This is a genomic window from Streptomyces sp. NBC_00663, assembly GCF_036226885.1.
Lineage (GTDB): Bacteria > Actinomycetota > Actinomycetes > Streptomycetales > Streptomycetaceae > Streptomyces.
This window is the reverse complement of record NZ_CP109027.1, coordinates 2769794-2789332: the sequence shown is the minus strand read 5'-3', so window position 1 is coordinate 2789332 and position 19539 is coordinate 2769794. Positions and strand designations below refer to the sequence as shown.

19 protein-coding genes and 1 pseudogene are annotated in these 19539 nt (G+C 68.6%); 10 read left to right on the top strand and 10 right to left on the bottom strand.

Going from position 1 to position 19539, the window contains the following annotated elements:
* The 4 genes from OG866_RS12425 (at position 1) to OG866_RS12410 (ending at position 4601) form a co-directional block, all read left to right on the top strand.
* Positions 1-1626 (top strand): YifB family Mg chelatase-like AAA ATPase, encoded by a 1626-nt coding sequence (locus tag OG866_RS12425; RefSeq protein WP_329334222.1) that lies wholly within the window; start codon positions 1-3, stop codon positions 1624-1626.
* Positions 1623-2783, top strand: a complete 1161-nt coding sequence (gene dprA / locus OG866_RS12420) for a DNA-processing protein DprA (protein ID WP_329334220.1) — start codon at positions 1623-1625, stop codon at positions 2781-2783. The genes OG866_RS12425 and dprA overlap by 4 nt, the downstream gene beginning before the upstream one ends.
* A 323-nt stretch (positions 2784-3106) precedes the next feature.
* Positions 3107-3949, top strand: a complete 843-nt coding sequence (whiG, locus tag OG866_RS12415; protein WP_329334218.1) for an RNA polymerase sigma factor WhiG — start codon at positions 3107-3109, stop codon at positions 3947-3949.
* Between the two features lie 94 nt (positions 3950-4043).
* The gene (locus OG866_RS12410; protein ID WP_329344067.1) at positions 4044-4601 is read left to right on the top strand and encodes a TetR/AcrR family transcriptional regulator; all 558 of its coding nucleotides are present in this window, start codon (positions 4044-4046) and stop codon (positions 4599-4601) included.
* Positions 4602-4761: 160 nt separating this feature from the next.
* Here the strand turns inward: OG866_RS12410 and OG866_RS12405 are convergent, their stop codons facing one another.
* Positions 4762-5325, bottom strand: a complete 564-nt coding sequence (locus OG866_RS12405; protein ID WP_329334216.1) for a murein hydrolase activator EnvC family protein — start codon at positions 5323-5325, stop codon at positions 4762-4764.
* Between the two features lie 263 nt (positions 5326-5588).
* Between OG866_RS12405 and rpsB the strand changes: the two genes are divergently transcribed.
* From rpsB to OG866_RS12375, 6 genes are all read left to right on the top strand, one after another.
* Positions 5589-6530: a 30S ribosomal protein S2 gene (gene rpsB, locus OG866_RS12400; protein WP_329334215.1), complete on the top strand. Its 942-nt coding sequence runs from the start codon at positions 5589-5591 to the stop codon at positions 6528-6530.
* A 96-nt stretch (positions 6531-6626) separates the two neighbouring features.
* The gene (gene tsf, locus OG866_RS12395) at positions 6627-7463 is read left to right on the top strand and encodes a translation elongation factor Ts (RefSeq protein ID WP_329334213.1); all 837 of its coding nucleotides are present in this window, start codon (positions 6627-6629) and stop codon (positions 7461-7463) included.
* A 180-nt stretch (positions 7464-7643) separates the two neighbouring features.
* Positions 7644-8402 carry a UMP kinase gene (pyrH, locus tag OG866_RS12390; RefSeq protein ID WP_329334212.1) on the top strand — a complete coding sequence of 253 codons (759 nt, stop codon included), beginning with the start codon at positions 7644-7646 and terminating at the stop codon, positions 8400-8402.
* Positions 8403-8549: 147 nt separating this feature from the next.
* Positions 8550-9107, top strand: a complete 558-nt coding sequence (frr, locus tag OG866_RS12385; RefSeq protein ID WP_057616820.1) for a ribosome recycling factor — start codon at positions 8550-8552, stop codon at positions 9105-9107.
* Positions 9107-10279 carry a phosphatidate cytidylyltransferase gene (locus OG866_RS12380; RefSeq protein WP_329334210.1) on the top strand — a complete coding sequence of 391 codons (1173 nt, stop codon included), beginning with the start codon at positions 9107-9109 and terminating at the stop codon, positions 10277-10279. Before frr ends, OG866_RS12380 begins: the two co-directional genes overlap by 1 nt.
* 124 nt (positions 10280-10403) lie before the next feature.
* Positions 10404-10853 carry an SRPBCC family protein gene (locus OG866_RS12375; RefSeq protein ID WP_329334208.1) on the top strand — a complete coding sequence of 150 codons (450 nt, stop codon included), beginning with the start codon at positions 10404-10406 and terminating at the stop codon, positions 10851-10853.
* On the opposite strand, the gene OG866_RS12370 is transcribed toward OG866_RS12375, so the two are convergent.
* From OG866_RS12370 to OG866_RS12330, 9 genes and pseudogenes are all read right to left on the bottom strand, one after another.
* A complete protein-coding gene (locus OG866_RS12370) occupies positions 10850-11212 on the bottom strand; it encodes a hypothetical protein (RefSeq protein ID WP_329334206.1) in 363 nt (120 codons plus the stop codon). The genes OG866_RS12375 and OG866_RS12370 overlap by 4 nt on opposite strands.
* Before the next feature lie 110 nt (positions 11213-11322).
* Positions 11323-12059: pseudogene (locus OG866_RS12365) on the bottom strand (alpha/beta fold hydrolase).
* Positions 12060-12352: 293 nt separating this feature from the next.
* Complete coding sequence (locus OG866_RS12360) at positions 12353-13540, bottom strand: pentapeptide repeat-containing protein (protein WP_329334204.1); 1188 nt, start codon at positions 13538-13540, stop codon at positions 12353-12355.
* Positions 13541-13632: 92 nt separating this feature from the next.
* Positions 13633-14859 carry a tyrosine-type recombinase/integrase gene (locus OG866_RS12355; protein ID WP_329334203.1) on the bottom strand — a complete coding sequence of 409 codons (1227 nt, stop codon included), beginning with the start codon at positions 14857-14859 and terminating at the stop codon, positions 13633-13635.
* Positions 14860-14861: 2 nt separating this feature from the next.
* Positions 14862-15071 (bottom strand): hypothetical protein, encoded by a 210-nt coding sequence (locus tag OG866_RS12350; protein WP_329334201.1) that lies wholly within the window; start codon positions 15069-15071, stop codon positions 14862-14864.
* A gap of 98 nt (positions 15072-15169) precedes the next feature.
* The gene (locus tag OG866_RS12345) at positions 15170-15445 is read right to left on the bottom strand and encodes a helix-turn-helix transcriptional regulator (protein ID WP_329334200.1); all 276 of its coding nucleotides are present in this window, start codon (positions 15443-15445) and stop codon (positions 15170-15172) included.
* Positions 15446-15939: 494 nt separating this feature from the next.
* Complete coding sequence (locus OG866_RS12340) at positions 15940-17415, bottom strand: ATP-binding protein (RefSeq protein WP_329344066.1); 1476 nt, start codon at positions 17413-17415, stop codon at positions 15940-15942.
* Between the two features lie 2 nt (positions 17416-17417).
* Positions 17418-18251 (bottom strand): bifunctional DNA primase/polymerase, encoded by an 834-nt coding sequence (locus OG866_RS12335; RefSeq protein ID WP_329334198.1) that lies wholly within the window; start codon positions 18249-18251, stop codon positions 17418-17420.
* On the bottom strand, positions 18248-19510 hold the full coding sequence (locus tag OG866_RS12330; protein WP_329334196.1) for a DNA cytosine methyltransferase: 1263 nt from the start codon (positions 19508-19510) through the stop codon (positions 18248-18250). The genes OG866_RS12335 and OG866_RS12330 overlap by 4 nt, the downstream gene beginning before the upstream one ends.
* Between the last annotated feature and the right edge of the window lie 29 nt (positions 19511-19539).

Sequence of the window (19539 nt, the reverse complement as noted above, 5' to 3'; positions counted from 1 at the left end):
ATGGGGTTCGCGCGTACGTGCTCGGTGGCGCTGGTGGGCGTCGAGGGCGTGGTGGTGGAGGTCCAGGCCGACCTGGAGCCCGGGGTCGCGGCGTTCACGCTGGTGGGGCTGCCGGACAAGAGCCTGACCGAGAGCAAGGACCGGGTGCGGGCCGCGGTGGTCAACTCGGGCGCCGCATGGCCGGCGAAGAAGCTCACGGTGGGCTTGAGCCCGGCGTCGGTACCGAAGAGCGGCAGCGGGTTCGATCTCGCGGTGGCCGCGGCGGTACTGGGAGCGGCCGAACGGATCGATCCGCGGGTGCTGGCGGACATCGTGATGATCGGGGAGCTGGGGCTGGACGGGCGGGTGCGGCCCGTGCGGGGCATCTTGCCGGCGGTGATCGCGGCCGCGGACGCGGGGTACGAGCAGGTGGTGGTGCCGGAGTGTGCCGCCGCCGAGGCCTCGCTGGTGCCCGGCGTCTCCGTCCTGGGCATCCGCAGCCTGCGCCAGCTGATCGCCGTGCTGGCGGACGAGCCCGTGCCGGACGAGGAACCGGAGGAGGAAGGCCGCCCCGACCCCCTGCTCGCCGGGCTGCGGATGCCGGGCACGGGCGCGGCCACCGGCATGCACAGCCTGGGCGCCGCGCAGCAGGACCACGGCCATGACCTGGCCGACGTCGTGGGCCAGCTCTCGGCACGCACGGCGGTGGAGGTCGCCGCTGCCGGCGGTCATCACCTCTTCCTTGAGGGGCCGCCGGGCGCCGGCAAGACGATGCTGGCGGAACGACTGCCCGCGGTGCTGCCGCGGCTGACCCGGCAGGAGTCGCTTGAGGTCACGGCGGTGCACTCGGTGTCCGGCCTGCTGCCCGCGGGCAAACCCCTCATCGACGTCGCTCCCTACTGCGCTCCGCATCACTCGGCCACCATGCAGGCGCTCGTGGGCGGCGGCCCCGGCATCGCCCGGCCCGGAGCGGTGTCGCTCTCGCATCGAGGGGTGCTCTTTCTGGACGAGACCCCGGAGTTCAACAGCCAGGCCCTGGACGCGCTCCGCCAGCCCCTGGAGGCGGGGCACGTGGTGATCGCCCGCAGCGCGGGTGTGGTGCGTTTCCCGGCGAAGTTCCTGATGGTGCTCGCGGCCAACCCGTGCCCCTGTGGGCGCTTCTCCCTGACCGACGACTTCTGCGAATGCCCGCCCTCCGCGATCCGCCGGTACCAGGCCCGCCTCTCTGGCCCGCTCCTCGACCGGGTCGACCTGCGGGTGGAGGTGGACCGCGTCACGCGGGCGCAGCTGGCCCAACGTGATGCCCGGGGCGAGTCGACGGCGGTGGTCGCCGATCGGGTGCGGGCCGCCAGGGAACGTACGGCGGCTCGCCTCGTCGGCACCCCGTGGCGGACCAACAGTGAGGTGCCCGGCCGTGAGCTGCGCAGTCGCTGGCACGCGGTCCCCGGGGCGATGGACGAGGCCGAGCGCAGCCTCGAACGCGGTGTGCTGACGGCCCGTGGGCTCGACCGTGTACTGCGCGTCGCCTGGACCGTCGCCGACCTCGTGGGGCACGACCGGCCCGACGCCGTCGACGTCGCCCTGGCGCTGCAACTGCGCACCGGGGTCCCCAGGGGTGTGCCCATGGCCATCGGAGCGTTCACGTGAACGGAGGCGACGATCCGGGCCGCGAACTGCTCGCCCGTGTCTTTCTCACCCGTGTCGTCGAGCCCGGGGACGAGGTTGCCGGGCGATGGGTGCGGGAGTTCGGGGTGGGGGAAGTGGTCCGGCGGTTGCGGGGCGGGCGGGAGGTGTTGCCCGGGGTGAGTGGGAAGCGGTGGGCCGGGCTGGTGGCTCGGGCGGCTCGGGCCGAGCCTCGGGGGGATCTCGCGGTCGCGGCTGAGGCCGGGGTGCGGTTCGTCTGTCCGGGGGACGGTGAGTGGCCCGGACAGTTGGATGACCTGGGGGATGCGAGGCCGCTTGGTTTGTGGGTCCGGGGGCGGCCCAGTCTGCGGATGTGGGCGTTGAGGTCGGTCGCCGTGGTGGGGGCCCGGGCGTGCACCGAGTACGGCGCCCATATGGCCGCCGACCTCGCCGCCGGGCTCGCCGAGCGCGGGTGGGTCGTCGTGTCCGGGGGTGCGTACGGCGTCGACGGGGCCGCTCATCGCGGGGCGCTCGGCGCAGGCGGCGCCACCGTCGCCGTGCTGGCCTGCGGGGTCGATCGGCCCTACCCGCGCGGGCACACCGAGTTGATCACCAGGATCGCCGAACAGGGGCTGGTCATCGGGGAGTTGCCGCCAGGTGACCATCCGACGCCGAGCAGGTTCGTGCTGCGCAACCGCGTCATCGCCGCCCTGACCAGAGGGACCGTGGTCGTCGAGGCGGCGTATCGGAGCGGCTCGCTGGTCACCGCGCGCGCGGCGCAACGGCTCGGGCGGCACACCATGGGCGTGCCCGGCCCGGCGACCAGCGGCCTCTCCGCCGGCGTCCACGAACTGCTGCGCGGTGACGCCGAACTCGTCACCGACGCCGCGGAAGTCGTCGAGGTGGTCGGTGAGATGGGAGAGCTCGCGCCGGAGCGGAGAGGGCCCGTGCTGCCCCGCGATCTGCTCGAACCCGGCGCCCGAAGAGTCCTCGACGCCCTGCCGTCACGCCGTGCGGCGACCGCGGTCGAGGTCGGGCGGGGAGCGCAGACGACGCAGGACGAGGCGGTCGCGAGACTGTACGAGCTCCGATCACTTGGTTACGTCGAACGACACGGCGACGGCTGGAAGTTGACACGCCAGGCAATGATCTCCGTCCGTGGTGGTCGGAGTCCGAGTTGACCGAGCGTGTTCGGCCGTCCGGGGGAACCCCTACAGCCTTGGGAATTCCCGCAGTTGAGACGGGGAGCGCGGTCACGCTGAGTTGTCGGCGTGACCCTGCGGGGCGGCAAGAGGAACGTATCTGCGCACGGCTCCGGGCTCGCCCTTCGCGCACCGCGACACTCCAGTCACGCTACGCTCACGGGGATTCCGGCACGGAACGGCAACTCGACCACAGATCCACATCAGAGACTCCAGATCCGCACCAGAGCTTTCAGATCCGCATCAGACCGACAGGTCACCCAGCCATCCCCACTTCACGGCAGAACGGCACAAGGCGACGAATGCCCCAGCACACCTCTGGGTCCGACCGGGCGGCGGTCCCCCCAGCCGCCCGCGACGGTGGCAGCGTGCGGCCGCCCGCTCCCTCGACACTCGACGAGTTGTGGCGGTCGTACAAGGCGACGGCGGACGAGCGGCTGCGGGAGCAGCTGATCCTGCACTACTCACCGCTGGTGAAGTACGTGGCGGGACGGGTGAGCGTCGGTCTGCCGCCCAATGTCGAGCAGGCCGACTTCGTGTCCTCGGGGGTCTTCGGGCTCATCGACGCGATCGAGAAGTTCGACATCGACCGGGAGATCAAGTTCGAGACATACGCGATCACCCGGATCCGGGGCGCGATGATCGACGAGCTGCGGGCGCTGGACTGGATCCCGCGGTCGGTGCGGCAGAAGGCGCGCAACGTCGAGCGGGCGTACGCGACGCTGGAGGCGCGGCTGCGGCGGACGCCGAGCGAGGGTGAGGTGGCGACCGAGATGGGGATCGCCGTCGACGAACTCCACGCGGTCTTCAGCCAGTTGTCGCTGGCGAACGTGGTGGCGCTGGAGGAGCTGCTGCATGTCGGGGGTGAGGGCGGGGACCGGCTGAGTCTGATGGACACGCTGGAGGACACCGCCGCCGACAATCCCGTGGAGGTGGCCGAGGACCGGGAGCTGCGGAGGTTCCTGGCACGGGCGATCAACACGCTGCCCGAGCGGGAGAAGACCGTGGTCACGCTCTACTACTACGAGGGGCTGACCCTCGCGGAGATCGGGAACGTGCTGGGTGTGACCGAGAGCCGGGTCAGTCAGATCCACACCAAGTCGGTGCTGCAATTGCGGGCGAAACTGGCCAGCTTCGGCCGTTGACCTGGCTGGATGGACCGAGGTGGGGGCGAGTGACTCCCGTCCGGGGCGGCGCGTCCGTAAAGTGGTGGACGTGCCAAGGATTCGAGCGGCCTCCGTGGCCGAGCACCGGTCGATGCAGCGAGCCGCCCTGCTGGACGCGGCTCGTTCGTTGCTGTCCGAGGGTGGGACGGAGGCGCTGACGTTTCCGGCTCTCGCCGAGCGGACGGGGTTGGCGCGCTCGTCGGTCTACGAGTACTTCCGGTCGCGGGCCGCGGTCGTCGAGGAGCTGTGCGAGGTCGACTTCCCGGTCTGGGCCGCGGAGGTCGCCGCGGCGATGGGGGCGGCGGAGGGGGCCGAGGCCAAGGTCGAGGCGTATGTGCGGCAGCAGTTGGCGCTGGTCGGGGACCGGCGGCATCGGGCCGTCGTCGCCATTTCCGCGAGTGAGCTCGATGCGGGGGCGCGGGAGAAGATCCGGGCCGCGCATGGGGGGCTGGTCGCGATGATCGGCGAGGCGCTGGGGGAGATGGGGCATACGGAACCTCGGCTGGCGGCGATGTTGTTGCAGGGGGTCGTGGACGCGGCGGTGCGGAGGATCGAGCTGGGGGCGGCGGAGGATCCTGCGGCGATCACTGAGGCTGCGGTGAGCATGGCGCTGCGGGGTGTGCGGGGCTGAGGCGGGTGGGGGTGCCGGCGGGGCGTTTCGCTTGCCCGCGCTCGCGGGATGCCGCTGCGCCCACCCGTGCCGCCCCAGCGGCACGACCGCCCGCAGCTGTGTAGCGATCTGGGTGCCGCTGCCTGGGTGGGCGTCGCCTGCGGCACGGTGCGGCCCGCCGTCATGGCAAGGGGATGCCCAGAACCGGCAACAGCCTGGACGGGCCTCGTCGCAGTAGCCACGGTGGCAGTAGGGACAGTGGGTCCAGGTAGGTGGCCCCCCTCCGTAGGCCCCAGTGGACGCATGCCGTCGTGCAGTGGGAGCCCGTCGGCTCCACCGTTCCCACCACCTCGCCCGGCGTCACCTCCTCGCCCTTCTTCACCGTCGCCCGTACCGGTTCATACGTCGTTCGCAGATCCGTGCCCGTGAGCTCGACCGAGACCACGCCCTTTCCGGCCACTCGGCCCGCGAAGGAGACCCGGCCGGCCGCCACCGCTCGTACAGGTGTGCCCGGGGCTGCCGCGAGGTCGACGCCTCGGTGGCCTCGGGCGTAGGCCGTGGGTGGGGGTTCCCAGGTGCGGAGGACAGGCGGGCGTACACCTACCGGCCAGGTGCGGGCGACGGCCGGGACCGTGGTGACAGGCGGCCCGGGCGGCGGCGGAGCCGGGTCGCCCGCGGCCGGCGGCAGGGGTGTCAGGAGCAGGGTCAGGAGTAACGGCAGCAGTGCGCTGTGCAGGCGTCGCATGGCGGAAACCGTGCCCTACCAGGCGTGATCATGACCGGGACCTGTGGACCGTGCCCCGGTTGTGGACAGCGGCGTCACCCGGTACCCCGCGGGTCCCGTACACTTCTTCTGGCGATCCGGGTCACCGGGTCGACTTCGCACGCCCCGACATCGGGCTCTCGTGGCCATCGATGTCAGCGCCTTTCGGTCCCGTACGCACATGTGTACGTGGCACGGCGCGTGTCGGGCGTCAGGACATAACCGAGAAACCAAGGAGAACGGCCATGGCCGTCGTCACGATGCGGGAGCTGCTGGAAAGCGGCGTCCACTTCGGTCACCAGACCCGTCGTTGGAACCCGAAGATGAAGCGCTTCATCTTCACGGAGCGCAACGGCATCTACATCATCGACCTGCTCCAGTCGCTGTCGTACATCGACCGCGCCTACGAGTTCGTCAAGGAGACCGTCGCCCACGGCGGCACGGTCATGTTCGTCGGCACGAAGAAGCAGGCGCAGGAGGCCATCGCCGAGCAGGCCACCCGCGTCGGCATGCCCTACGTCAACCAGCGCTGGCTGGGCGGCATGCTCACCAACTTCTCGACCGTCTACAAGCGTCTGCAGCGCCTCAAGGAGCTCGAGCAGATCGACTTCGAGGACGTCGCCGCGTCCGGTCTGACCAAGAAGGAGCTTCTCGTGCTCTCGCGCGAGAAGGCCAAGCTGGAGAAGACCCTCGGTGGTATCCGCGAGATGTCCAAGGTTCCCAGCGCCGTCTGGATCGTGGACACCAAGAAGGAGCACATCGCGGTCGGTGAGGCCCGGAAGCTCAACATCCCGGTCGTCGCCATCCTCGACACCAACTGCGACCCCGACGAGGTCGACTACAAGATCCCGGGCAACGACGACGCGATCCGCTCCGTCACCCTGCTCACCCGCGTGATCGCCGACGCCGTCGCCGAGGGCCTCATCGCCCGCTCCGGCGTCGCCACCGGCGACAAGGGTGACAAGGGCGCGGGCGAGCCGCTCGCCGCGTGGGAGCGCGACCTGCTCGAGGGCGAGAAGAAGGCCGAGGAGGCCCCGGCCGCCGAGGCTCCCGCCGCCGAGGCTGAGGCTCCCGCCGCCGCTGAGGCCGAGACGCCTGCCGCTGAGGCCTCCGCCGCCGAGGCTGAGGCTGAGGCTCCGGCCGAGGCCGCTGCTGAGGCTCCGGCCGCCGAGGCCGAGCAGGCCTGACCCCTCACCCCTTCGGGTCCTTCTGACGGCGGGGGCCCACCAGCCCCCGCCGTTCGGCCCGTAGATCTTCAGACTTCGAGAGAGATTCCAGGAATCATGGCGAACTACACCGCCGCCGACGTCAAGAAGCTCCGTGAGCTCACCGGCGCCGGCATGATGGACTGCAAGAAGGCGCTGGACGAGGCCGAGGGCAACGTCGACAAGGCCGTCGAGGCGCTCCGCATCAAGGGCCAGAAGGGCGTCGCCAAGCGCGAGGGCCGCTCCGCCGAGAACGGCGCCGTGGTCTCCCTCATCGCCGACGACAACACCTCCGGTGTCCTGGTCGAGCTGAAGTGCGAGACGGACTTCGTCGCCAAGGGTGACAAGTTCCAGGCCGTCGCCAACCAGATCGCCGAGCACGTCGCCGCGACCTCCCCGGCCGACCTCGAGGCCCTGCTCGCCTCCGAGATCGAGGCCGGCAAGACCGTCCAGGCGTTCGTGGACGAGGCCAACGCCAACCTCGGCGAGAAGATCGTCCTGGACCGCTTCGCGCAGTTCGCCGACGGCTTCGTCTTCGCCTACATGCACCGCACCATGCCCGACCTGCCCCCGCAGATCGGTGTCCTGGTCGAGCTGGACAAGGCCGACGCCGACCTCGCCAAGGGTGTCGCCCAGCACATCGCCGCCTTCGCGCCGAAGTGGCTCTCCAAGGACGACGTGCCGGCCGAGGTCGTCGAGTCCGAGCGCCGCGTCGCCGAGGAGACCACCCGCGCCGAGGGCAAGCCCGAGGCCGCCCTCCCGAAGATCGTCGAGGGTCGCGTCAACGGCTTCTTCAAGGACGCCACGCTGCTCGGCCAGCCGTACGCGCTGGACAACAAGAAGTCGGTCCAGAAGGTTCTGGACGAGGCCGGTGTCACCCTGAAGCGCTTCACGCGCATCAAGGTCGGCATCTGAGTCCGTACCGCGTACGACGCCGGACCCCGATAGGGTCGTAGGCAGTCGTCCGGTACGCCGCCACGCACGCGCGTGGCGGACGACAGCAGATCTGACGAGGAGGCCATTGCCGCGCATGGGATGCGAACCAGTTCCCATCGGCAATGGCCTTCTTCGTATGTGCACCATGAGGAGAATCCGATGACCACCAAGGCCCAGAAGAGCGACGACGGCAACGTGAGCGGCCGGTTTCTGCTGAAGCTGTCCGGAGAGGCCTTCTCCGGTGGTGGGGGCCTGGGCGTGGACCCGGACGTGGTGCACAAGATCGCCCGCGAGATCGCAGCCGTCGTGCGCGACGGAGCGGAGATCGCGGTCGTCATCGGCGGCGGCAACTTCTTCCGTGGTGCCGAACTCCAGCAGCGCGGCATGGACCGCGCCCGCTCCGACTACATGGGCATGCTCGGCACCGTGATGAACTGCCTCGCCCTCCAGGACTTCCTGGAGAAGGAGGGCATCGACTCCCGCGTGCAGACCGCCATCACTATGGGCCAGGTCGCCGAGCCGTACATCCCGCTGCGCGCCGTGCGCCACCTGGAGAAGGGCCGTGTGGTCATCTTCGGCGCCGGTATGGGCATGCCGTACTTCTCCACCGACACCACCGCCGCCCAGCGCGCCCTGGAGATCGACGCCGAGGCGCTGCTGATGGGCAAGAACGGCGTGGACGGGGTCTACGACTCCGACCCGAAGCGCAACCCGGACGCGGTCAAGTTCGACTCCCTCGGCTACGGCGAGGTCATCACCCGCGACCTCAAGGTCGCCGACGCCACCGCCGTCACGCTGTGCCGCGACAACAAGCTCCCGATCGTGGTCTTCGAGCTGCTGACGGAGGGCAATATCGCGCGCGCCGTCAAGGGTGAGAAGATCGGCACGCTTGTGGGTGACCAGGACAGCCGGGACTGACCCCAGTTGGACCCGGTCCCTGACCGGGGGATGGACAATGTCCTGCCGGTCGGGAACCGTGCAGGAAGAAGACGCGACGCAGCCGGCCGCCGCCCCACGCACATGGAACCGCAGCCGGGCCTACTTCAAGACACGCAGGAGCAAGTGGTGATCGAAGAGACCCTCCTCGAGGCCGAGGAGAAGATGGAGAAGGCCGTCGTGGTCGCCAAGGAGGACTTCGCCGCGATCCGCACCGGCCGTGCGCACCCGGCGATGTTCAACAAGATCGTGGCCGACTACTACGGCGCGCCGACGCCGATCAACCAGCTGGCTTCGTTCTCCGTGCCGGAGCCGCGCATGGCCGTGGTGACCCCGTTCGACAAGACCGCGCTGCGCAACATCGAGCAGGCGATCCGCGACTCCGACCTGGGCGTCAACCCGAGCAACGACGGCAACATCATCCGAGTGGTGTTCCCCGAGCTCACCGAGGAGCGCCGCCGCGACTACATCAAGGTCGCCAAGGCCAAGGCGGAGGACTCCCGCGTGTCCATCCGCTCGGTCCGCCGCAAGGCCAAGGACGCCATCGACAAGCTCGTCAAGGACGGCGAGGTCGGCGAGGACGAGGGCCGCCGTGCGGAGAAGGAGCTCGACGACGCGACGCACAAGTACGTCGCCCAGGTGGACGAGCTCCTCAAGCACAAGGAAGCGGAGCTTCTCGAAGTCTGATGAACGACTCTTCCTGGGGCTCTCCGCCAGGGGCCGCGCCGCACGCCGGGTACTGGGGGCCCACCGACCAGGGGCCTGTCCAGGGGGCTGCCCCGGCGGGTCCCGCGTACGATGCGCCTGAGGCGCAGCACACTCGCCCCATGCCCATCGTGCCCGACGTACCCGCGTATGGCGGAGACCAGGATGACGACCCGGGGGCCGCTCGGCTGAGTGGTCCCCTGTTCCGGGACGAGACGTTCCGGGACGAGACGTTCCGCGACGAGACCACGTCGGCGCAGCCCCGAGCGGCGGCGCCGCAGACGCAGAATCCGGAGCCCATGCCCGACGCCCCGCAGCCGGCTTCCGCGCCGCAGAAGAAGAACGCGGGGCGTGACCTGGGCGCGGCCATAGGCGTCGGGGTCGGGCTCGGTGCGGTGATCGTCGCCTCGCTCTTCGTCGTCAAGGCCGTCTTCATCGGCGTGATAGCGGTCGCCGTGGTCGTCGGGCTGTGGGAGCTGACCTCGCGGCTGGAGGAGCGCAAGGGCATCAAGGCGCCCCTCGTGCCGCTGGCGGTCGGCGGTGCGGCCATGGTCGTCGCCGGGTACGTCCGGGAGGCCGAGGGCGCGTGGGTGGCGATGGCGCTCACCGCGCTCGCGGTGCTGGTCTGGCGGATGACGGAACCGCCGGAGGGCTACCTCAAGGACGTCACCGCGGGTGTCTTCGCGGCCTTCTACGTCCCGTTCCTGGCCACGTTCGTCGCGATGATGCTCACCGCCGACGACGGCGCGCAGCGGGTGCTGACGTTCCTGCTCCTCACCGTCGTCAGCGACACCGGGGCGTACGCCGTCGGCTGGCGCTTCGGCAAGCACAAGCTCGCGCCGCGCATCAGCCCCGGCAAGACCCGTGAGGGCCTGCTCGGAGCGGTGTCGTTCGCGATGGTGGCGGGCGCGCTGTGCATGCACTTCCTGATCGACGACGGCACCTGGTGGCAGGGTCTGCTGCTGGGTCTCGCGGTGGCGGCGAGCGCGACGCTCGGTGACCTCGGCGAGTCGATGATCAAGCGCGACCTGGGCATCAAGGACATGGGCACGCTGCTGCCGGGGCATGGCGGCATCATGGACCGACTGGACTCGCTGCTGCCGACCGCGCCGGTGGTGTGGCTGCTGCTGGTGCTGTTCGTCGGCTCCGGCTGATCGTCGTACAGACACATGAGGAGCCTTCCGCTTCGGCGGGAGGCTCCTTCTGTCGTACCCGGGCTTCTGGTGGGACGATTTCCCTGTAAGCCCTCGAAGGGGATCGCCCTGGAAGGAGGGCGTCATGCCCGCCATCCGTGAAGTGATCGACGTCGACTGCAGTCCCGAAGACGTCTACGCGTACATCACCGACCCCTCTCATCTGCCGGAATGGCAGCTGAGCGCCGTGAAGGCGGAACCGCTCGACGAGGGGCCGCTCCACGTCGGCTCCCGGGTCCGGGTCACCCGGCGGATCGGGAACCGTGAGATTCCGATGACCGTCGAGTTCGACGAGCTCGACCCCCCGCACAGCTGGCATCTGCACGGGATCTCGGGGCCTGTCCGACCCCGTACCCGCGGCGAGATCGAACCGCTCGACGACGGGCGGAGGTCCCGCGTGACGATGGAGATCGACCTCGAGGGGCACGGCCTGGGCAAGGCTCTGATCCCCCTCGTGGTCCGCCCACAGGTCCGCAAGGAGCTTCCGCGGGACGAGCAGTTGCTCAAGGAGCGCCTGGAGCGGCCGACCACCTAGGGCGCGCAGACGTCCGTCAGTGCCTTCGCGGCGGCGTCGATCCGGCTGCTGTCCGGGTCGGTGTCGCCGTTCAGGACGGCCTCGTTGTAGTCCTCGACCGCCTTCTTGAGGTCCTTGACGGCCTGGTCGACCTTGCCGTCGTCCGTCCCGTCGTCGATGGTGCCGAGGTTCTTCTCGACGGTGTCGATGAATTCGCCGTCGTGGATCGCCTTCAGGCTCTCGGTGATCCTGTCGGCGTTGCCGAGGCAGTCCCGGGCGTCGGAGTCCTCGCAGCCGGTGACGAGCCCGGCGGTCAGCGCGACGGCGGCTGCGGTGATGGCGATGGTGGTGAAACGGCCTCGACGGTTGGCTGCGGTCATGGAACGGTCCCCTCCTGGACGGCGCAGGCGTTGCGCCCTGTGCTGTCCACGATTCCGGCGTACGACGGCCGTCACGAGGGAGCGGTCACCCGTATCGCAGGGGGAGCGGGCTACACCGTCGCCTGGTCGCTGAGGAACTCCTCCAGCAGCGGCAGCACCACGGGCGTCCGCCGCAGGACCGTCATATGTGTGGTGCCGGGCAGGACGGCCAGCCGGGCGTCGGGGATCAGTGACTGCATCTCGGCCGCGTGTTCGACGCGTACGAAGTCGGAGTCGCCGATGAGCAGAAGCACCGGTGACATCAGACCGCGCAGGTCGTCCGCGGTCCAGGGCAGCGGGGCGTGGGCCGCCGATGAGACCTTGCCGAGGAAGGTCTCGAAGTGCTCGGGGTGCGGGGCGACGGCGGCGTACGCGGCGGCCATGTCCTGGAAGTCGGCCTGCGTGGGCAGCAGCGGTGAGGTGTAGTCGGGGGTGCGGATCTCGTCCCGCATACCGTCCTGGGTGTACGGGGCGGAGACCAGCACCAGACGGCCGACGCGGTCCGGATGCCGTACCGCGATCTCCAGCGCGGTCAGCCCGCCGAGGCTGTAGCCGAGGAAGTCGGCCTGGGGATGCCGAGCTCGTCGAGCAGGGCGACGACGTCGGAGGCGAGGTGCGGGACGGTCAGGTCGCGGTCCGTGTCGGCGGTGTGGCCGTGCCCCTGGAACTCGGGGGCGATGACCTGCCGGCCGGCGGACAGGGCGGGCAGCACGGCGTCGAAGGACAGCCCGATGGTGGTGGCGCCGCCGTGCAGCAGCACCAGCGGGCGGTCGTCGTCGTGGGCGGCGCCATGGATCTCGTAGTACATCTCCAGGCCGTTGACCTTGGCGTAGGGCATCGTCATCACTTCCGGTATCGGGGAGACGCTGGCGTATGGCAGGAGGACCCTTCCCGCGCCGGGAACTCATCGGTCACCCTCGGTGACGGGCGGGGGCCCGGGTCACTCCATTCGATCTGCGACACTGGTACAGCCATGCCTAAGCCCGGAGAACTGACACACTGACCGAGCTGCCGGGCTCTGACCTGGTAGTTCGAAGGTGAGACGACCCTTGCAACCGTTCTTGGGCCGTCCCTGGGCCGTGGGGCGGTTTGTAGCGACCACTACGGCTGGGGACCCAGTGGCGTTCCCGTGCTCTGCCGAGCCCTCTCCCGCGCACGGGCCTCTGCCGCTTCAAGGCGTGCCATCACGTCCGGGTTGCCATCGAGGTGGTTAGGCACCTTGGTGCTGTACTCGATCCGAGCGCTCAGCATCTGTTCCACGGTAAGGTCATCCGCTTCGCTCAGGTCGGCTGCATGCAGGAGCGCGCCATCGAGCTTTGCGCCTTTCGTATACGTGCCCGTGAACTTCGCGACCATCATTCTGGAGCTCGTAAGATCGGCGTCATCGAGGACTGCTCCGATGAAGCGAGCTCCTTGCAGATTAGCCTTTACTAGGCTCGTCTTTACAAGGCTGCTGCCCTTCACCAAGGCATAGTTCAATCTAGCGTGATCGAGTCGAGCATCATCCAACGTTGCTTCGCATATATACGCTCTCTCTAGATTTGAGCTCGTTAGATCTGCTCCGGTGAGGTTGCAGTGTTCCAGGTGGCATGCCTCCATGTTTGCCTCCAAGAGATCTGCATTCTTGAGCTCGGCGTATTCGAGGAAGGATCCTTGGAGATTCACTGAACGTAGGTCCGCCGACGCCAATTGGGCACCGCGAAGGTCGGTGTGGCGAAGGTTGATTGCGAACGATTCACGGCGCTCTGGCCTGCGCCCGAGGACGGTCAGTGCGGCCTGAACGTGTTCATGCATGCTCGCCTGCTCGCGTTCGGATTCGACGCTGTCATCTTGCTCTGGACGAGGTGCGTGCTCACGCACGAAGGCGGCGAGTACTTCTACAATGCTCTCGTGATCTTTCGGGGAATCTCGCATTATTCGCTCTAGCGCGTAGATGCCGCCAAGTCGTTTGGTTAGTTCTTGTGATGCAAGTAGCTCTATAGCTGTGGCGTAGCGGTCGGTCATCTGACCTTCGCGTGTAAGAGCTGCTTGTTCCCTATCCTTTTCGCGAGTGTGCTGAAGAGTCACGTGCGTGTATGCCAAGCCGAGGCCAGCGAATATTGACGCCAGGATCGCCACTACCATTGTGCGGAACCCGGTGATGACAACGCCATCAGCCGGTTGGAGATCTTTCTTGCGAAGATGAGAGCCATCAAAAATCCATGGCCCTTTCCAGAGCAGAACGAAGGTCAAGGCCAGCAACACCAAACCGGCACTTGCAATGGCGAGTCGGATGCCCCACTTCATCATGCAAGAGTCATAACCTGCGGCGCTTCGTCGCAGTGTCGTGCCGGGCACCCTGTGGCAGAACTGAAACGTCCTGCTACAGGGTGGGGAGCACTTTATCGAGCGAGCACAGCGTCGATGGCCCGCTGTGTTCGTTCGCGACTGTCGGGCATGAGGTGTGCATACACCCGCAGCGTCAGCGCAGGGTCGGTGTGTCCCAGGTACTGGCTGACTGCCTTGATGCTCTCGCCGGCGTCTAGCAGTAGAGACGCGTAGAAGTGTCTCAGCGCGTGCATGCCGTGCTCGCGCGCGGACTCGTACTTGCCGTCCGCATTGGGTTCCGGGATCAGTCCGGCCGCTGCAAGCGCAGGCTTCCACTCCTGGAGGTTGAAGTTGCTGCGCCACACGATCCCGCCCGCCCTGTTCGTGAACAGGAGACGGGCTGTCGTCTTCGGACCATCTGGCTTCCGCCAAGGCAGCGTGATCTCAACCGGCTTGAAGGCGTCCATGTGGATGCGCAGTGCTTCAGCAACCGAGGACGGCAGCGGTACGTCGCGCTCCTTGTTGCACTTGGGCGGAGCGAACACGGCCTTACCCCGGATGATTTTCACCTGCCGCACCACTCGAAGGATGCCGGCCTCCAGGTCGATCCCATCCTCAGCAAGGCCCACGATCTCTCCCTGCCGAAGTCCGCATCCTGCTCCTGTATCCACCATCGTTTTGTAGCGCTCAGGGAGCGCGGCGCGCACGGCTTGCACCTGGGCGGGAAGCCAGGGAAAGACGCGGCGTGCCTCGACGGCGGGCGGGCGGACTGACTTCGCTGAGCATGGGTTTCGGGGCAACAGTCCATCGTCCACAGCGGCGCTGAGAACGGCTCGTACGTCCCCGTAGATGTTTCGCGCGTATCCGCCGCTTATGGCTGGGTCGTTCTCCAGCGCGCTCACCAATCCGCGGATGTGCTCCGGGCGAAACGAGTCGAGCGGTCGTGAGCCGATCAGTCGGAACGCGTGCAGGCGCAACCGTTGTTCGATCACTGGCTCACTGGCCGGGTCGACGACGTGAGTCTTGAACCATCCCTCGGCGTAGGCCTTGAAGGTGATTCGGGCGGCGCGTGGGTCGATGTACTGGCCGCGTGACATGTCCGATGCAGTGTTGGTGAGCCACTCTTCGGCGAGACGTTTCTGCCTGTCGGGGAAGCTCTTCGACTTCTCGGAGCCGTCCGGACCGACGTACCGGGCGCGGTATCGAAGACCCATACCGTGACGGTCGGTCTTAACCTTGATGGCTTTGCCATCGACGCCGGTTTCGGTCTTGTACCAGCGGTCTTGGATGTGGCCTGCCACGGTCAGGCGTCCCCCTTCAGGAGATAGGCGACTTCGGTCATGACGAGCCAGCGCTCTGCTTCGCTGCGGTCATGAAAGGTCTTGGTCTTGCGCGTCCCGTCGCCGGAGAAGTGGCCTCGGTAGCGGGGGCGTTGGCCGTAATGGGCAGTGCGGACGATGGCGCCGGTGGATTGGGATCTCCGGTACCACTGGTCTTGGAGGTGGATGGCCACGGGCCTAGGGCTCCCCTTTTTCGGGCGGGTGTCGACAGCAGGGGAGGGCCACGTCGTGGCCCTCCCCTGGGAGTTGGGTGGTGCGGTGTGTGGCCGTGCTATGCGGCGCCGATGTCGGCCCTTTTGCGTTGGGCGACGTAGTCGCGCACGTCAGCAGGGTCGTAGCGGACGTGCTTGCCGATGCGGAATCCAGGTGGGCCGGTCCGCTTCTTGCGCCACTGGTAGACGGTCTCCTTTGGCACGTCGAAGATCGCGGCTATGTCGTCGGCGTCGAGGTATCGGTCAGGGAGGCCGTCTCGGAGGATGGCGCGGGGATCGGATTCGTCAGGGGCCCCAGCGAGTTGGAAGAGCTTGAGCGTCTTGGGGCGGGCCATTCGGCGGCTCCTCGGTCGTCGGTGGATTCGGGTGCTGCGGGTTGCATGCAGGCTGGGCACGGGGCCAGCGTCTGTCCGAGGTGCGGATTTCTGCGTCATTGCGTCATCAGCGTCATTTAGGTCTCTGACCTGCTGTTTTGTGTGACGCACTGGTTTGAGGGTGCGTCATCGGTGCGTCATGGGCTGCGTCATCGGTGACGCAGCCCATGACGCAGATGACGCAGGATGACGCAGCGATGGCCGTCTGCGTCATGGTCATCCCCGCAGGTCAGGGGCCATTTTTCGGCTCGCATGACGCAGATGACGCAGCGTCTTCCCTCTTAGGACAAAAGAGGGGGTGTCTGTTGTAGTTCGGTGCGCCTCACAGCGTGAAGAAGGAGCCGCTGCGCGGCACGTCTTATGGGGCGGCGCGTGACGCCGAACAGCAAGAGGAGCACGCGTTGCTTGGCGCGTGGTGCTCTTCTTGCTTGTCCGCGCGAGCGCGCGAGCGCCGGTCAGAACATCGGCTCGTGTTCGTGTGGGGGCGGTGTGGCCAGGCGGGCCATTTCGAGGTAGCGGCCCTCGCTGGTGCGTCCCGAGTCGATGAGCACACCCCGCGCGGCAAGCGTCGGCTGGAGGCGCTTGAGCCGGTCGGAGAGGACCTTTCCCGTGCTCGGCCACCCCTTGGGCAGCGGACGGCAGTCCTCGTCGGCGTAGAGGCGGCTGAGGCAGTGCAGCCACTCCGTGGAGGTCATCCGCTGCGCCGCCCCCGGCTCGATCGTCTCGGCATGCTGAAGGACGGTCTGCGCGAGGAGATCACCCTCGATCACGTCGTCGTTCAGGTCGTCCAGACTGGCCCGGTAGGCGGTGAGCGCCCCGAGGCCGGTTGCCGCGTCGAGTTGCGCGCACAGGTGCGCGAAGTCCGCCATGCGCAGGTCGGTGGGGGTCTCCGCGTCCACCGCGCGGACTTTGACCGTGAGGTCCAGGAGAGACCCGAGGACGATAGGCAGCGCTTCCGCGTACTCCGCCCACAGTTCCGCCTCGGTGCGCCGGACGCGGGGGCGTTCCAGCCGTAGCGGCAGGAGCCGTTCCGCGAGGTCGGGCCGGATGACTCCCACGTCGATACCGGTCAACAGCAGCGGGCGGCGGTAGCCGACGCGGAAGACGTCCCCGTCGGTGAACAGGGCCCGCTTGACGCTCTCGGCTCCGGTCACGATGCAGCACATGGCGTCGGACAGGTCCGGCGTCATGTGGGAGAGGTTGTCCAGAGCAGTGACCCATCCCGCTGCCACCGCCGCAATCAGGTTCTCCTCGTCCTTGGGTGCGCGGCGCAGGTCACCGCTCATCCCTTCGATGATGCGCACGAGCATGCGCCCGCCGGTGGACTTGCCTGCGCCCTGAGGGCCGGTGAGGAAGGGGGCGGGGACAGGCACGGCCGGTCCGAGGCAGCCGATCAGCCAGGCGATGGCCAGGCACTCGGTTTCCGCGGTGGCAAAGTTGCACAGCCGCATCAGCCGGTCGATGCCCTTGCCGTTGGTGTCCTTGGCCGGCAGGGGCAGTTCCCCGGTGAGCTGGGTGCGCCGCCAGCAGACTTCGCGCGGGTCGGGGGTGAGGATGTCCCAGCCGGTGGGGTGGATGCGGACGGATTGCCCGTCGTCGCGGCCCAGGTCCAGCCACGTCGCCCCGTCGAACCCGGGGGCCACGCGGATGTTCACGGCGTGTGTGTCCTCGTAGAGCGCAAGTGCTTCGATCAAGTCCAGTGCCTCCTTGAGCGCGGTCCCGTTGAACACGCCGACCCCGTCCCGGTACATGCCGACGATGAGTTCTTGGCGGTGGCTGCCGGTGGTGCCCTGGGAGCGCATCGGCCGGGCTACGGGGTGGCCGTTGCGCTGCGCGTACACGGTTCCGTCGGCGGTGCGGAAGTAGCGGAAGTGGGCCTGCGCATAGTCGGCGATGACTTCGCGGGCGGGGTTCTTCTCGTCGTCGGACATGGTCACAGTCCCAGCCTGGTGCGGGCGTTGGTCCATGCGTCGGTGCAGTGGCGCGGTGATTCGCCCTTGGCCTGCGCGGCAGTGAACAACCGCCCGATGTGGGCGTCGGTGAGGCAGCCGCACTGGCCGTGGGCCGACAGCACCGCGAGGAACGTGCGGTACACGGTCGTGTGGACCGCGCTACGGGCCTGAGTGATGCGCTGCTCGGCCATGGCGATGCCACGCTCCAGGTAGGCGGGCGTGCGGTGGCGGCACTCCCCGCCCCCGGCCAGTACGGGCACAGTGACGGTCGCCGTCCGGACCGTGATCGGTTCTTTCACGGTCAGCGCGCGCACGATGTCCGGCAGGGCGGTCATGGTGCCGGTGCCGGTGCCCATCCAACGGGCGTACTGCATGGACGACTTGACGTCCACGTCGGGGCGTACGGCGTTGGCGGACTGCATAGCGCCCTGGTAGAGCCAGTGCTCACCCCTGGTTGTGCGCACGGTCAGGGTGGCGGGCAGGATCTTCCGGGCCCACGCAATGGCTTCCGTGCTGTCGAGATCCACGACGGTGAGTCCGGCGCCGCCGGGGTGGTAGGCGACGGCCGCCGCTTCCCGCCACGCCCGCGCCCACGGGGCGGAGTCGATGACGTGGGGGTCGGTGGTGGCGGCGGCCCAGCCGTGGCACGGGGCGGGGCAGGCGCAGCGGCCGGGGGTCCGCATGTTCGGCCGGCCTCCGCACGCGTTGCGGGCGCAGATCGGGCAGTTCCCGAACGGCAGCTTCCCCGCCCGCAGCGGCAGCACGGGCAGACCGCCGGACGCGAGGCGAAGCGCGGTGGACAGGTGCTCGCTCACGCCGCCACCCCCAGGGCTGGAAGAACCGGGATGCCGGTGGGCACGGAGACGATGTGCGCGGCGAGCAGCGGCGGGACGGCGTTGCCTATCTGTTCGAACTGTTTGGTCTTGGTGCCGTGGAAGGGGTAGTCGGGCCGGAAGGACTGGAGAACGGCGGCTTCCTGGACGGTGATGCGGACGGATTCCGCGTCTTCGTTCTCCCACGACACGTTGTTGCAGTGGTGGCCGAAGAACAGCGTCCCGGCGGGCTCAGTGGTCGGCCTCACGGTGGCGTTCTGCTGGCTGTTGTGGCGCAGCACCCACTGCCCGCCGGCTTTGACGGTGAAGGTGGGGGCGGGCCCGGCGTAGGGGTCGGCGGTCTGCCTGCTGCCGTCGGGCTTCTGGTTGCGGTTGGTGTGGAGCACCCATGAGCGGGTCTTCTCGGTGAGTGCCCAGGACGGCCGGTCGGCGGGGAACTCGTTGCCGCCGGCGCTCTTGCGGTCTCCGCGGGTGTTGACGGTGAGGCCGTCCGCCCAGTCGAGGGCTTGGGCCATGGACACCCAGGGCTGAAGGCGTTCGCCGAACAGGACGTCGCCGTGGTCGTGCCGGCTGTGGGTCGGGGGCGGGGCGGTGATGGGGCGGGTGCGGGAGGCGATGAGGATGGCGCGCCGGCGGGTCTGGGGCACGCCGTAGTCGGCGGCGTTGAGGATGCCGACCCACACGCTGTAGCCCCAGGCGCGCAGGATGCTGGCGTACTGCTGGAACAGCGGGAGGACGTCGGGGACTTCCTCCAGGCACACCCACTCGGGGCGCAGGTCGTACAGCCAGCGCATCGGCTCCGCGGCCAGCAGGCTGCGCGCGTCCTTGCAGCGGTCGAGGAGTTCGGCGCGGGTGTCGCGGCCGTGGGCCAGGTCGTGAACGGCCTGGTGCACGAGCCCTTGATCGGTGAGCCCGCCGCGCTTGCCGGCGCGGGACCAGGCCTGGCACGGCGGCGACGCGATCAGCCCGGTGACGCGGTCCTTGAACGGGGCGGTCGGGTAGACGGCCACGTCGGTCTGAATGGTCGCGTGACCGGCGGCGTGCGCGGTCCGGCACGCCGCCGCATCCCATTCCAACCCGACGTCGGCAAGGCCGAGTAGGCGCAGGCCCTCGGCCCAGCCGCCGGGCCCACGGAACAGTTCGACGATGTGGTCAGGGACGCTCGTGGTCGAGGGCGTGTTCACAACCCTGAGGGGTCGGGACACGGCCGGGGCTCGCCGGATGTCGGTGGGTTGGGTCATGCTTGGGGTCTCCTGCTCTCTTGGAGGGA

What these genes read in the sequence shown, in the direction of transcription:
- OG866_RS12425 (WP_329334222.1), top strand. Translation starts at nt 1, where the DNA reads ATGGGGTTCGCGCGTACGTGCTCGGTGGCGCTGGTGGGCGTCGAGGGC.
- whiG (WP_329334218.1), top strand. Translation starts at nt 3,107, where the DNA reads ATGCCCCAGCACACCTCTGGGTCCGACCGGGCGGCGGTCCCCCCAGCC.
- OG866_RS12405 (WP_329334216.1), bottom strand. Translation starts at nt 5,325, where the DNA reads ATGCGACGCCTGCACAGCGCACTGCTGCCGTTACTCCTGACCCTGCTC.
- rpsB (WP_329334215.1), top strand. Translation starts at nt 5,589, where the DNA reads ATGGCCGTCGTCACGATGCGGGAGCTGCTGGAAAGCGGCGTCCACTTC.
- tsf (WP_329334213.1), top strand. Translation starts at nt 6,627, where the DNA reads ATGGCGAACTACACCGCCGCCGACGTCAAGAAGCTCCGTGAGCTCACC.
- pyrH (WP_329334212.1), top strand. Translation starts at nt 7,644, where the DNA reads ATGACCACCAAGGCCCAGAAGAGCGACGACGGCAACGTGAGCGGCCGG.
- OG866_RS12380 (WP_329334210.1), top strand. Translation starts at nt 9,107, where the DNA reads ATGAACGACTCTTCCTGGGGCTCTCCGCCAGGGGCCGCGCCGCACGCC.
- OG866_RS12375 (WP_329334208.1), top strand. Translation starts at nt 10,404, where the DNA reads ATGCCCGCCATCCGTGAAGTGATCGACGTCGACTGCAGTCCCGAAGAC.
- OG866_RS12370 (WP_329334206.1), bottom strand. Translation starts at nt 11,212, where the DNA reads ATGACCGCAGCCAACCGTCGAGGCCGTTTCACCACCATCGCCATCACC.
- OG866_RS12360 (WP_329334204.1), bottom strand. Translation starts at nt 13,540, where the DNA reads ATGATGAAGTGGGGCATCCGACTCGCCATTGCAAGTGCCGGTTTGGTG.
- OG866_RS12345 (WP_329334200.1), bottom strand. Translation starts at nt 15,445, where the DNA reads ATGGCCCGCCCCAAGACGCTCAAGCTCTTCCAACTCGCTGGGGCCCCT.
- OG866_RS12340 (WP_329344066.1), bottom strand. Translation starts at nt 17,415, where the DNA reads ATGTCCGACGACGAGAAGAACCCCGCCCGCGAAGTCATCGCCGACTAT.
- OG866_RS12330 (WP_329334196.1), bottom strand. Translation starts at nt 19,510, where the DNA reads ATGACCCAACCCACCGACATCCGGCGAGCCCCGGCCGTGTCCCGACCC.